Origin of the sequence: Novipirellula rosea (assembly GCF_039541335.1) — a bacterium.
GTDB classification, from domain to species: domain Bacteria; phylum Planctomycetota; class Planctomycetia; order Pirellulales; family Pirellulaceae; genus Novipirellula; species Novipirellula rosea.
In genome coordinates this window covers 394,155-407,276 of the sequence record NZ_BAABGA010000120.1, presented here as the reverse complement: position 1 = coordinate 407,276, position 13,122 = coordinate 394,155, and the positions used below count along the sequence as shown (strand labels likewise).

10 protein-coding genes are annotated in these 13,122 nt (G+C 53.5%); 7 read left to right on the top strand and 3 right to left on the bottom strand.

What is annotated here, in order from left to right; translation table 11 throughout:
- Nucleotides 1–302: 302 nt before the first annotated feature.
- Nucleotides 303–2,168, top strand: coding sequence for a TolC family protein (locus ABD971_RS33760; RefSeq protein ID WP_345328083.1), 1,866 nt, complete (start codon nucleotides 303–305; stop codon nucleotides 2,166–2,168).
- Here the strand turns inward: ABD971_RS33760 and ABD971_RS33755 are convergent.
- From ABD971_RS33755 to ABD971_RS33745, 3 genes are all read right to left on the bottom strand, one after another.
- Nucleotides 2,151–3,434: a glycosyltransferase family 2 protein gene (locus ABD971_RS33755; protein WP_345328081.1), complete on the bottom strand. Its 1,284-nt coding sequence runs from the start codon at nucleotides 3,432–3,434 to the stop codon at nucleotides 2,151–2,153. The genes ABD971_RS33760 and ABD971_RS33755 overlap by 18 nt on opposite strands.
- Nucleotides 3,391–4,215 (bottom strand): TackOD1 domain-containing metal-binding protein, encoded by an 825-nt coding sequence (locus ABD971_RS33750; protein WP_345328078.1) that lies wholly within the window; start codon nucleotides 4,213–4,215, stop codon nucleotides 3,391–3,393. Before ABD971_RS33750 ends, ABD971_RS33755 begins: the two co-directional genes overlap by 44 nt.
- A gap of 379 nt (nucleotides 4,216–4,594) precedes the next feature.
- Nucleotides 4,595–5,872 (bottom strand): HlyD family secretion protein, encoded by a 1,278-nt coding sequence (locus ABD971_RS33745; RefSeq protein WP_345328076.1) that lies wholly within the window; start codon nucleotides 5,870–5,872, stop codon nucleotides 4,595–4,597.
- A gap of 475 nt (nucleotides 5,873–6,347) precedes the next feature.
- Here ABD971_RS33745 and ABD971_RS33740 point away from each other — a divergent pair, with 475 nt between their 5' ends.
- The 6 genes from ABD971_RS33740 (at nucleotide 6,348) to pgsB (ending at nucleotide 13,120) form a co-directional block, all read left to right on the top strand.
- Nucleotides 6,348–7,241, top strand: coding sequence for a hypothetical protein (locus ABD971_RS33740; RefSeq protein ID WP_345328074.1), 894 nt, complete (start codon nucleotides 6,348–6,350; stop codon nucleotides 7,239–7,241).
- Between the two features lie 54 nt (nucleotides 7,242–7,295).
- On the top strand, nucleotides 7,296–7,481 hold the full coding sequence (locus ABD971_RS33735) for a hypothetical protein (protein ID WP_345328072.1): 186 nt from the start codon (nucleotides 7,296–7,298) through the stop codon (nucleotides 7,479–7,481).
- A 49-nt stretch (nucleotides 7,482–7,530) separates the two neighbouring features.
- Nucleotides 7,531–9,582 (top strand): hypothetical protein, encoded by a 2,052-nt coding sequence (locus ABD971_RS33730; RefSeq protein ID WP_345328070.1) that lies wholly within the window; start codon nucleotides 7,531–7,533, stop codon nucleotides 9,580–9,582.
- Between the two features lie 242 nt (nucleotides 9,583–9,824).
- Nucleotides 9,825–11,054, top strand: a complete 1,230-nt coding sequence (locus ABD971_RS33725; protein ID WP_339936374.1) for a DUF1559 family PulG-like putative transporter — start codon at nucleotides 9,825–9,827, stop codon at nucleotides 11,052–11,054.
- A gap of 74 nt (nucleotides 11,055–11,128) precedes the next feature.
- A complete protein-coding gene (locus tag ABD971_RS33720) occupies nucleotides 11,129–11,353 on the top strand; it encodes a hypothetical protein (protein ID WP_345328067.1) in 225 nt (74 codons plus the stop codon).
- A gap of 567 nt (nucleotides 11,354–11,920) precedes the next feature.
- Entirely contained in the window at nucleotides 11,921–13,120 is a 1,200-nt protein-coding gene (pgsB, locus tag ABD971_RS33715; protein ID WP_339936370.1) for a poly-gamma-glutamate synthase PgsB, read from the top strand.
- Nucleotides 13,121–13,122: the final 2 nt, after the last annotated feature.

Genomic DNA, 13,122 nt, shown 5'->3' with positions numbered 1-13,122 from the left:
ACGCGATATGCGGAAGTGACAGAACGAGACAGTCCAACCGACGCAACAGGCGGCAGCACAGGTCGCCCTGGATTGTCCCAAACCACGGCCAGCGAAAAACGATGCGGTTTGCGATGAGTTTGACGACTGTACCTCCTGTGGGGGCCGTGTGATCGGAATGATGCCCCGGCTGGTTAGTGGACGACAAACTGTTCTGATGGGGCATGCTTTCCGCGTTACGAATTCAAGTTACTATGAATTTGGCAGTGAAGATATGTCTCCTCACATTCATTGGTTACGTCGGCTTGTTGGCTGGATGTGGGATGCACTCTCGCAAACTCACTCAGCAATCACACATCACCGTAGCCGACAGAAATTCGATTGCGGATTACGACCCCCAGTGGATGGAGGTCAAATACACTTGCATTTCGAACGCACCTGTTCCCATTGACAACGTGCAATTGCCACCGGAACAAAGGGAAACATGGGAGCTGACGCTCGATTCGGTCGTCCAGATGGCTTTGTCACGAAGCCAGGTCATTCGCGACATCGGCGGGGCAATCGTTTCCGCCCCGGACAGCGTTTCGACGGTCTTCGATTCCGTGATTGTCCGAACGGATCCCCAGTTTGGGGTTGAGGCTGCGTTAAGCGATTTCGACGCTCAGCTTGCCACAAGTTTGCTTTACGGCAGAACGGAGCAGACGCTGAACAATGCGATCGAGGGACAGGGGACGCGGGATCCGCGCACAAACTTCGGGCTGCTTGATTTTTCGATCTCAAAGATCACCGGTAGCGGAACCCAGCTTAAACTAGGCAACCTCACGACTTTTGATCGCAACAATTCACCGCTCAATCGGTTTCCACAGAGCTTTACCGGTGGCTTTCAAGGCGAGATTCGTCATCCCTTGAAACAAGGTTCTGGACGCGCGTTCAACCAGATTGCGGGTCCAGGTGCATCGCCTGGGAACTACCGGGGAGTGCGGATTGCTCAACTGAATACCCACATTGAAATTGCCGATTTTCAAGTTGCCGTCCGCGATTTGCTACTTGATGTCGAACGCGCCTATTGGGAACTGTTGCTTGCCTATCGCAATCTAGATGCCAAGTTGCAAGGACGCGATGCCGCATTGGCAACGTGGCGTATGGTGCAGGCACGGCTTGAGACCGGGGATGCTGACGGCGCAGAAGAAGCCCTTGCTCGCGAGCGTTACTATGCATGGGTCACTGCGGTCGAGGACGCTTACATCGGCCGAACCGCGGGTCTGGCTGCCTCGACCGCGGCCGACAATAGCATTATCGGTTACGAGACCGGCTTGCTGGCAGCCGAACGTCGATTGCGATTTTTGATCGGAATTCCGTTTTACGATGGCAAATTGATTCGACCGATCGATGAGACGATCCAGGCCGAAATCATCTTTGACCGTCCAAGTTCGTTCGCGTTCGCGCTTCAGCAGAGAGTTGAACTTCAGACGCAACAATTGAAGATTCGAAGGCTGGAATATGAACTGGTGGCCGCCCGCAACTTCCTACTGCCCCAACTCGATTTGATCGGACAATATCGAATGCACGGTTTTGGCCAGGATTTGTTCGGAACGACCAGTGATGCCAACAGCGGCGCCTACTCAGACTTGTTTCGTGGTGATTTACAAGATTGGACCGTTGGTTTTGAATGGAAATCTCCGGTTGGTTTCCGACGGGCCCATGCTGCGGTGCGAAACGCTCAATTCCAATTGATGCGAGAACAAGCCATTTATCGCGAGCAACAGCGTCAAGTCACTATCGAATTGGATGCCGCGTTTGCGGAACTGCACCGCGCCTTCGCGACCAATGAAGCCAACCAACATCGCGTTGTCGGAGCAAGGCAACGCGTCGAGGCGATTCGCGAAAAATATCAAGTCGTCGACATTCCACTGGAATTCGTCAACATCGCGATCCAACGCGCCGTCGATGCCGAGACGGCATTGGCCCGATCACAAGTCGAGCACACGATGGCGGTGGCCACGGTTCATTACGTACGCGGAACCTACCTGGCTTACCTAGACGTCTTTTTTCAATCCGATGCCATCGAATCGGTGCCAACGTGTGAATTGCCAGGTGAATTCACGGAGGCCCCAATCCCAGAATTGATACCAACGGTGGAGGATGCTGGACTGATAGAGGGAGACGCATACCTACCAATGCCACGTTGATCGACGAACGTGTTCAGGAACAAAGTTGTCGTGGTGCGACCTGCGAAAAAACAGTTCTTCGAGGATGCCGTAAAACATCACCGCTCGCAACGCGACTTGATACAACGGCATCAACGGCGCGGCCAAACCAACGCTCAAGTCGCGACGGCGATCGTTGGAATAATACAACAGGACGGCTACCTGAATCGCGTCCAATACCAAAAAAACCAGGTAATACAAGAAGAACAGTTTCCACGTGTCTTCGTTGGCGTGAATGCACAGCCATCCCATGTATCCCCAGCAGACAAATTGCAAGAACAGATTGAAAGTCCAGCGATCCGCCAACATGGCGAGGTTGCTGACACAGAAGTTCTTGGACAACGGATTTGCCAGATCAACATGCTTGCGGCATTCCAACGTGATCACTGCCCACTCCCAACGGCGGCGTTGCTTGACCAACGTCTTAGCGACCGTCGGCACATTCGTGAAACACTGGGCGAAGGGCGCGAACGCAATTTGATAGCCTGATTTTCGTATGCGGAGTGCTAAATCCCCATCTTCGCCAGGTCCAACGTCCCATCCCCCCGTTCGCATCAATGCCTCGCGACGGAAAGCGCCAAACGCTCCGGAAACAATTCCCAATGTTCCGACCCGATCAGCAAATAGACGCCCCAAAAAGATGGATCGCAGATACTCCAGGCCCTGCATCCTGGTCACTAAATTGGTGTGCGCGTTACGAGCCATAACAGCGGCGGATACCGCGCCGACCTTCGGATTAGCAAACGGTTGGACAATTTCCCAAATCGCGTTTTCGCCCACGTGCGAGTCACTATCCACGCCGATGATAATCTCGGCGTTGGTGAACGGTAATGCGAAGTTAAGTGCCGACGATTTGCCGCCGCGATTGCGTTTTCTCAGCACGGTCACCCCGGCGTGATCACGCGCAAACTCCGTGGCCACTTGGCTCATCGCGTCACGCGATCCGTCGTCGACCACGATGATTTCCAACCGCGGGTAGGTGTTCCAAACTGACCGCAGCGTATGAGGCAACGTTTCGGCTTCGTTCAAGCCGGCGATGACGACACATACCGATGGACACTGTCCAAACCGCGGCTCTGTCCGGTTGCCCAGCAATTCGCAGCCGATGTCACGGGCAAAATCACACAGCCAAACAGCCAGCGAACCTAACGAATATCTCAAACTATCGAACAATAGCAGCGGCAGCAGAGCGGCCAACAACTGATCAGTTCGCAGCGACGAGATCCAATAGCTCCAATCGGTTAACACGATATTCTACCATTTCCTTTTCAACGGTTTGGTCTAATGCACATTCGTCGCCACAACGACCGCACCGTGCGATCGTCATCAGTTCTGTGTCGGCCCATTGGCAGTCGAGGCACTGCAGTGGTCCGTCAAGGTATTCAAAGTCTGCCCCTACAACCAATTTTTTTGCAAGGCATTTAGGACATGCCAGTTCCGTGGCATGGCGAAAGCTGGAGACATGATCAACGTGAGCACAAGCAAAGTGATGAATCATACGTTGCGATTTCACCTCGATTGATCCGCAGTTTCGACATCCACGTCGAAATGTCGGCAGCGAACCGCAGCCTCGACAAACCAGAACACGATCGAGCAATCGCGGCCGCAACACGCCCAGCGACACCCATTTGTTCAACACCGCAAGTGGCAATTTTGTGTGAAAGGTCAGGTCCTGTGGGTCCAGTGTCGGCGTCAAGTTATCGTTCGATAGTGGATCGTCGCCGGTTGCAACGGTTGTCGCAGAGATGTGTAGCCCCAATCCAGCTTGAGATACGTTTCTCGAAACAACCGTTGTGAAACCCAATTCGCCGTTCTCTCTTTCGATTCCCAGCAACCATTTCGAAGTCGCTGGCCGTGCCCTCGTGGCCAACTCGAAGATGATGCTGTTTCGGCCGATTTCAATCGTTATTCCTTCGGCAGAATGGCTCACATCGGGAGAATGGTCGTGCAGGATTGGGATGGCAAAGACTCCCCGAGTTATCGCATACCGCGATTCGTCGAATTCGTCACTGCAATCCGTACGGTTCATCGAAAAGTGAGGAGCTTTCAACGGCCCATTGGGCCCAGTGAACGCCGAGGAATTGACGGCGGCCGAAGCCACCCCCACTAGCAACTCAGTTTGAACCGGCAGTGTTTCTCCCGAGTGGTTAACAGTGGAATGTCTTGGTTGATTGATTGAGGTGTGCATGATTTGATCTTTGATTGTGTTGTGATTGTTGACAGCGCGTGGGCACATTACCGGCAAGAGGATTTCGAGCCCGACTTGCCATTAGTACATCAACTAGTAGCGGAGTTATTCGCGGACATGAAGCGACAGCGATTTAAGAAAGAACGTAGTGGACGGGGCTACGAGGAGTCCCACAATTAGAGGACTCGTCGCCTCGTCCACTACCATTCAGCGAGTCTTTTTACTTCGCTGTTGCTAAAGAAAAACGTGGAACATCGATTTCGCTGCCCAAGTACAGTAGCGATTCGATGTTCTTGGCATCGCAGGGCTGAAGGTAGACGGGCAACAGTTTTTCATTCTTGCGGTAGTAACGCTCGATGTTTGGTGGCGCGTATTCCAACTGTTCGCCGATCCGTGTGATTTGGCAGCGGAGTCGTTTCAGGCCTGGGCGAATATCGATCTCAACTTCGTCTCCAACCCGTAGTTTGTCCGCGTTGTTTTGCGAGTAATACAATACCGGTTCGATCGTGGAGTCTTCCAAAATCTCCATGACGGTTTCCGAGGCATTGGCGTAGTCGCCCGCAAAACGACGCACCTTGAGCACCGTACCGTTCACAGGCGAACAGATTCGCCCTTGTTGGACAACTTCTCGCAGGCGGACTAGTTCGGCTTGAAGATTACTGATTTGCAGAATTGCAGGCTGAATGGTTGCCGACGCATCGTCTGCAAATTGCTCATAAATCTCAACTCGCTTTTTCATTTCCGCTACAGCTTCGGTTTGTTTTTCGTACTTTGCTCGCAGCCCTTCGACGAGGTAACTTGCGTTTTCCAAGTCTTTGTCGCGGACCGCCATCTCGTTCTTTTCTTGCGTCGCCCGCAAGCGTTGCAATTCGCTTTCGGCCTGCAATAGCTGAGTGCGTTGGCTCGAGAGTTCGCCGCACATCTCGTAATACTCGCCAAGCGCTTTCTGGTTCCGGTCACCACGCAATTGCGATTGCCAGCGCATCTCCGAGACCTTTGCCTCTAACGTTGCTTGGGCAAGTTTCAGTGCGTCAGCGACTTCGGCTGTCCGTTGCTCTTGCTCGATATTGGTGACCGTTAGCAGCACCTGACCTTGGCGAACGGAGTCGCCTTCGCGCACCTGCAACGTCAGCACGTTTCCATCCCAAGGCGGTGTTACCTGCAGGACTCGTCCCTGAACGACTCCGTGCGATTGGTAACGCAGTTGCCAATCCCAAACGAAATACCCAATGGCCGCGCACAAACAGACGAGCAGCGAACCGGTGAACAGATTTCGCTTGGGTCGTATGGGGACCGGGGCAGCAGGTGCCGGCGGTCGCGGTGGGCTGGGGGATCTTCGCGGCCTGCAATCAGACGCTTGACGAATTCCCCGCCAGGTCGCATGCGACGAGTGACTGCTTCCGTTATCCGTCGCAGTTCGTCGTGCGGTCCGTCCATCAACTGACTCTAATTCGGCAACGCTGTCCCGCGAATTATCTTGGTTTCCTGGCGATTGCATGTCTTGTTCCTTAAATATTTCATGGTTGTGCCCCATTCAATTCAATTAAACGCATGCCCCTCTGTAATCCGACGAACGTCGCTTACGGAAAACCGTAGCTCTCGCGAATCGATGAAGTGAAAAAGCATCGTCCGAGTTGCCTAAACACACCGGTGCAGTCGGAGGTTGCAACGGGTATTCCGATTATGCAGGCCAAGCTCATTCTGAGGTGTGGTGCGACAGCCCTTCCAAAATTGACAAAAACGTTGCGACCCGAATCAATTCAACCGCAGCGAGTCACTGTTCGTTAAGGGTGCCGTTATCAGAACGTTCCAATCATCATGCAGACGTAACGCATTCGTCTCGACCGCCGGCAACTTGGAATTTCAATCCGATGTCGCGATGGATTTTCGGGGGGGATGCTAAGAAATTTGATAACTTCTCGGGCGTTGTCCAAACACCAACCAAGTACGCTTCGTTCGTAAGGAACATCTCAATGAAATTCACTAAGCTTGTCGGCATCGCATTGTTTGCCACCATGCCTGTAGCCATGGTTCAAGGCGATGAGACGAAAAACACCGGAGTTATCCTGCTGAATCCTCAACCGCAAGAGAAAGTGGAACAAGTCGTCGAGGTTGCCGGCAGAGTTCTGGCTCCAGGTTATCCGGTTGTGCTAGTCAGGGCCGATCAGCCCGGCTGCCTATGGTGGGCACAGGAGCGGCCAAAGAAGACATCTCAACGCTCCTTCAAAGCGTCCGCCCAAATCGGAAACGACAATTCACTCGACGGAAGCCGTTTTCAAATTGTTGTGTTGATGGTGCCGACGGCGGAAGGCAGAGAGCTGTTTCAGCCAGGGGCATCATTTCGAGAATTGCCTCCGGATTTAGCCCGCTCGGTGGAAACCATCGTGGTCCTGAAAAAGCCAAACGGCATCTTGGGAAACCCCAAAAGGACCCTGACGAAATTAGAAAGTCGCCCGGAAATCGAGCCAGTAGACTCGCAAGCGGAACAAGCGAAATTGATCCAAAGCCCGACCGAAAATAGTCAAGTGGAACGAGCCGATTTGGTCACGTGTTCCTCGTTGGACGGTCGAAAGCCCATCGTGTTGGTTCGTTCGACTCAAGCCAACGACAGTTGGTGGGTGCAGGCTGCTTCTTCGCCGGTTGGAAAAACTCGTTTTGTTTCGTCAGCTCGATTTGGCAATGACAGCACTCCCACAGGCACTCGATTTCGCATCGTAGCGATCTATCCCGACGCGGAGCAATCGACCAATCTTCGTCCTGGGATGTCGATTGAACAATTGCCTGCAGGAGTTGCGCGATCGGCCGAAGTCGAAGTCGTTCGCATCAATTCGTCGCAGGTTGCCATGACGAACGCGGGTGCCGAGTAAGAAGAATAGCCCGATGAAGTTCCAGTGCCACGCCGAACGGCAGAGCGAGATGACATGCACCGCTCTGCCGATCGCGAGGCCGAGATTCAAAGTATCGCGATTTTGCGTCACACCCAAAGTCGCGGCCATGCCAAGCGGATCGACTCGGAAAACCTGAACGATCATCCATCGCCGGCCCCAAGTGAGCGAGACATCACTCTCAACACGTTCGTCCGTCTACTGGAGACGACGTGCAGTTAAGCATCGCAATGGTTGATTCAAGCTGTCTAAGTACAGGAAAATAAAACTCGTGAACCCTCGCTACTGTCTGCTGTTCTTCTGCGGCGTCGTTATGGCTGCGTCTTCACGTGCCGACGATATCGCTTCATTCCCTCGCGAGCAAGCATTAGTCGCTGACGCACCATCGACTCTGCGGATCGCCGATCGTTTTGATCAGCCAGTTCAGAACCGACTCGATGGATACCGCTCTACGTTTCAACGTTCGCCCTCATTCGCCTCGGCGATACGAGTGCCTGATCCGAGGCGTGGCGATAGTGGGTACAGCATGCGAGTCAAGGCGACCAAAGCCAGCGCAGGGTTCTGCGGCTATTGGATTCACTTCTTTGACATGCACGCATTGAAACCAACCTACTTCGATGCGCAGGCATATTCGCATCTGTCGTTTTGGATTCGCGGGGAACGCGGAGGTGAAACCTTCAACATTCGTTTGTCAGACGAGCACTGGATCGCCAAGGAGGACTCCGCGTTGTTGGGGCCCGTCGATCAGTTTCTTGATGGCGGAGTTACCCAAGGATGGCAAGAGGTGATTGTGCCGCTTCGATCCACAAATATCGACTGTTCGCAATTCGCAGGATTGACCTTCGAGTTTGCAGAGGTTGGCGAATTCACGGTCTATTTAGAAGATGTGGCATTCAAATCGGATTTGGATCAGATGGTTCTCGCCAACGTAGCGCCGGAACCACAACCGCAGCGTCAGCAATCAACTGCACCGTCACGCGCGCTGTGGCTATGGTCCACAAAAGACTTGTTGGGCAGCACACCGCGTTGGTACGAACTTTTTGATTTCTGCCATGCACACGAAATCGGCCAAATCTGGCTGCAGTTGCCCTACAAGGTCGAGCGGCCCGGGCTGTCCAAGAACCCCGAACCGTCAAGGGTATCGACGACCGCCCCCGAAGCACCGCCTTCTGCCCGCATCACCATGTTGATGCAACGGGAATTACGCAGCTTCATCGCAGAAGCTCATTCGCGAAACATCCGCATTCATGCGTTGGACGGAGCCCCCGAACACTGCCTCACACAGAATCACCACATTCCGCTTGGCCTAGTGGATGCAGTGCTGCAATTCAATTCACAAGCCAATCAGCAAGAAAGATTCGACGGCGTTCATTTCGACAACGAACCTTATCTGTTGCTCGGTTGGCATTCGCCTTCACGTCGCGAACAAATCCTCCGCCAATACCTGGAATTGAATGCCGAGTGTCAACGACGCATTCGCGAAGGCTCGAACATGCAGTTCGGCGTTGACATTCCATTTTGGTGGCAGGTGATGGACAAGAACACTGGCGAGGCTAACGCAGCGGTCGAATTCAATGGCGTTCGCAAAGCAGCCAGTTTTCACTGCATCGATATGTTCGATAACGTTGGCGTTATGAATTATCGTGACCGGGCCGACGGTGCTGACGGCATCATCGCTCACGGACGAGCGTTAATCGAATACGGTCAACGTCAGCGTGGCGCAACCATCTTCATGGGGGTCGAGACGTTCATGGAAGCCGATCGACAGGTCTGGTTTCTGGTAGGGCTTCCCCGCAAGAAATTCCAACAGGCCTTGTCGCTCACTCGGTTGCTCGCCGACCAGAGCCTGATTGATGGACATCGCGTTCACACGATGGATGACGGCGAAAACATTCACGTGGGGATCGAAATCCCGCACGCCCCCTCTGATCAACAGCGGGCTGCGGCCGAGAGGTCGCTACGTTTGCTGGCCAAACAATTCTATTGGCTGATGGAAAGTGATCCGCAGGTTGAAAGCCGACGGGCGACAGCGAAATCCGTGATTGCCTCGGACACGCAGTGGCGAACATTTGAGGCACGCGACCTCGCGGAAGAGGGCGAGATACCGCGGATGCGAGGATTCGTTACCGAAAGTGTGATGCCTTCGAAAGTGACGTTCGGCGATAACTCGATGGTCGATTTTGACGAGCAAACTTCAGCCGCTGAAAACTACTTTCGAGATTTCGAGTGTTTTGGCGGAATCGCGATTCACTTCTACGAAACCTATCGGTCGCTTTGCGAAACAGCCGCGGCCGAGACGTTTGCCCCGAAACATACCCCGTAAATAAAGACTGGAAACCGAAGCTTAGAAGGTTTTCTGTCTCCGATCCAATTTGCCCCCTTCACTGACTTCGTAGTTACTTACCCATTTCATGCCCCCTCCATTTTGGAACCTCAAGCGAATCGATAAACGCTTGATGGTTTGTTTGACGACACTTGGATTCCCTTTGCCGGCCAACTGTCGCTTCGGATTTGTTTCACCCACGTTTGCCCCTTTTGCCCAAACTTAGTATCAAAGGTATCACCATGACGTCTTCAACGAACCGGCCCAGGTTTGCTTTCACGCTCGTCGAGTTATTGGTTGTGATTGCAATCATTGGAGTCTTGGTTGGACTACTACTCCCCGCAGTCCAGGCCGCACGCGAAGCAGCGCGTCGCATGAGCTGCAGCAACAATTTCAAACAGATTGGATTGGGAATCCACAACTACCATTCCGCCTACAATCGGCTGCCTAAACACAAAACCGGTACGGGGCTCGATCCGACCACGGCTAACTGGTGGATTTGGTCGCCGAACACCAACCAGAGCCAACTGAGTGCTTGGGTCGGTATCACGCCGTTTATCGAGCAACAAACGCTGTGGGAGGAAATGAGTTCATCGCTCGGCCAAGAGCTTGGCCCCAATGGCGATCGCATTCCCAAAGTTCCTTCGTGGACTGCCTTTGGCCCCAAGCCAAGCTTTCACGTGAGTTTTCTGTACCCACCTGCCATGACCGAGATCCCGACGTTTCGCTGCCCGTCCGATCCTGGATACGGCGTTCCATCGCAAGGGCGAACCAACTATGCGGTCTGCTTAGGCGACTCGTTCGCCAAGGCCGAAACAGGACCAATGAATCATGCACTCGTCCAAACGAACACCGATTCACAGCTTTCACGTGCCGGACAACGAGGCGCGTTCGTTGCTCACGTATCGATGCGGTTTCGTGACATTAGGGACGGACTGTCCAATACGATCGTCGCTGGCGAAATCACAACCGACTTGGGTGACCGCGACATCCGGACGCAAGCGGCACGCGGCCAAGTCGGCGTCAAAGCGAATCCACGTATCTGTGAATCCAACGGATCCATCGATCCCTCACGACCAAAATTCTGGGAGGAGTCGACGGTTCTGTTCAGCGATTGGGAAAGCGGATCGATCTACGGACGCGGATACCAATGGATGAATGGCGAAACGTTTCACTCGGCAATGTTCACCATCACCCCGCCTAACTCCGCTGCGTGTTGGCAAGACGATTGGCCGGGCCAAGAAGGCATCGCGCCACCAAGCAGTCGGCATCAAGGCGGCTGTCACGTTTTGATGGGAGACGGTGCGGTTGTCTTCGTCACCGACTCAATCGAATCCGGCGACCAAAGCGCGGCCATGGTCGAGTACGGACAAAGCGGGAAGTCGGCACCGGGTCAAAAGAGCCCGTATGGACTTTGGGGGGCTCTCGGCACTCGCGCTTCCAATGAAGTCATCGATCAACCGTTCAACTAAGAGTCTTGGTTTGAGAAAACCAGATTAACAGCAAATTCCCAGAACCATCGAGAAATATTTAAGGACCTATCGAAATGACAATCACATTCAAACAGACCTGTCAAAGCATCACGTTATGCGTGCTTCCACTCGTGATGACCGCATTGATCTCTGGCTGTGGTCGTAGCGACCATGTACAAGTAATTGGCGGCGTTCAAAGTGACTTTCTGTTGGAACTTCAAGCCGGCGAACAACAGTACGCCCAGCAAGTGGTGCGGCAAGATCAACAGGCTTTGCGTCGACGGCACATGAATCGGTAGTAACAACAACTCCACCATGAGCGGAGTCGATAGAAAAGGTACCCGGACTCGTTCCGAAAAACAGCGGATCTGAGTCCGGGAACCGTTTTCCGCGGGGAACCTTTTTCCCTATTCCATCGGGACGCCTCCTTCAAAATCGGCGGCGATGACAACGTGGTCCAAGCGATGTTGTCCTGATCTCTCGTCTTGATCCTTCTCACAAAAAACTTCAAAACACTTCCCAGCGTTGGACTTTCCCGAAGCCTCACTTGGATTCGCAAATCCGAATACCTGGCATCGATCGCTTTACGGACCGCGACGGACCTTAGCGATCACGTATGAGCATTTTAAGGCTCCACAAGTCACCATTAAGCGGTTAATGTCATCCAGATGCCGTTTGCGGGCTGAGATTTGGTGTGAGAATCTTCTCAATTCCGCTGACAAATTTGCCGAATTTAGTAAGAATTTTGCGGTGATCCACTAGCACGCTTTTGCATCATCACCATAATTCGCTGCGCATCAGGTCTCGTATTCACCTTTTCAACCTGACGCAGTCTCCACGTCTCTTACTGGGATTAACCATCACGAATGGATGGTTCGCTTGCACTGCTTGGCACGACCGGGTCGCTGGTTGGGCTGGGCCTATTAGAGTCTTTCCTACATCGACGCAACCTAGCGACGATTCCGACGCGTATCCATGTCAATGGCACGCGAGGCAAATCGTCAGTGACTCGGCTGATCGCCGCGGGGCTGCGCGCATCGGGTAAACGCACCTGTGCCAAGACGACGGGCACATTGGCAAGAATGATTTTGCCTGATGGTGCCGAGTATCCGGTATTCCGTCCGGCACGCGCGAATGTGATTGAACAAATCCGGATCGTTCGCGCTGCAGCTGAGATTGAATCCGAAGCGCTTGTGATCGAGTGCATGGCGTTGATTCCCTACTTGCAGTGGTTGTGCGAATTCATGTTGGTACACGCAACCCACAGCGTGATCACCAACGCGCGTGCCGACCACTTGGATGTGATGGGTCCAGGCGAGAAGGATGTGGCTTGGGCGTTACTGGGAATGGTGCCGAAAGAGGGCAAACTGTACACCGCCGAACGTCGTCATTTGGATGCGTTTCGCAAGGTTTGCGACGACCGCAAAACCGAGCTGATCACGGTCGGCGAAGACGAGGTGCACGCGATCCAGCCCTTGGATTTGGCTCAGTTTGCGTACATTGAACATGCCGAGAATGTGGCGCTCGCGTTGCGAATCCTCAGCGACCTTGGAGTCGACCGTGCGACGGCGCTGCAAGGGATGTGGTCGGCTAGTCCCGACCCGGGAATCATGACCGTGGCCGAATTGGATTTCTTTGGTCGCGAGATCGTGTTTATCAATGGCTTTGCCGCGAATGACCCTGAATCGACCGAACGCATTTGGGACATGGCATGTGATCGCTATCCAAGCGTTGGCAAGCGAATCATGATTTTCAATTGTCGATTCGACCGTCCTGATCGCTCGCGACAGCTGGCCGAGTGTTGTGCGGCATGGCGTCCGGCGGATCATTACGTTTTGATCGGTTCAGGGACCTACATTTTCGCCAAGCATGCCATCAATTCAGGCTTGGATTCACGAAAATTAGTGATGGCCGAAGGGGACGGAGCGCCTGAGATTTTTGAGAAGGTAGTGAGTCTTTCGGGCCGTTCATCATTGGTGATGGGAATGGCAAATATTGGTGGCGCAGGTTTAGACGTGGTGCGATATTTCCGCAATCGCGGCATTGTCGACGAAAAAGCATTTTAGGA

Coding starts and splice junctions, on each gene's coding strand:
- ABD971_RS33760 (WP_345328083.1), top strand. CDS start 303: ATGCACTCTCGCAAACTCACTCAGCAATCACACATCACCGTAGCCGAC.
- ABD971_RS33750 (WP_345328078.1), bottom strand. CDS start 4,215: ATGAACCGTACGGATTGCAGTGACGAATTCGACGAATCGCGGTATGCG.
- ABD971_RS33745 (WP_345328076.1), bottom strand. CDS start 5,872: ATGCAATCGCCAGGAAACCAAGATAATTCGCGGGACAGCGTTGCCGAA.
- ABD971_RS33740 (WP_345328074.1), top strand. CDS start 6,348: ATGAAATTCACTAAGCTTGTCGGCATCGCATTGTTTGCCACCATGCCT.
- ABD971_RS33735 (WP_345328072.1), top strand. CDS start 7,296: ATGCACCGCTCTGCCGATCGCGAGGCCGAGATTCAAAGTATCGCGATT.
- ABD971_RS33725 (WP_339936374.1), top strand. CDS start 9,825: ATGACGTCTTCAACGAACCGGCCCAGGTTTGCTTTCACGCTCGTCGAG.
- ABD971_RS33720 (WP_345328067.1), top strand. CDS start 11,129: ATGACAATCACATTCAAACAGACCTGTCAAAGCATCACGTTATGCGTG.
- pgsB (WP_339936370.1), top strand. CDS start 11,921: ATGGATGGTTCGCTTGCACTGCTTGGCACGACCGGGTCGCTGGTTGGG.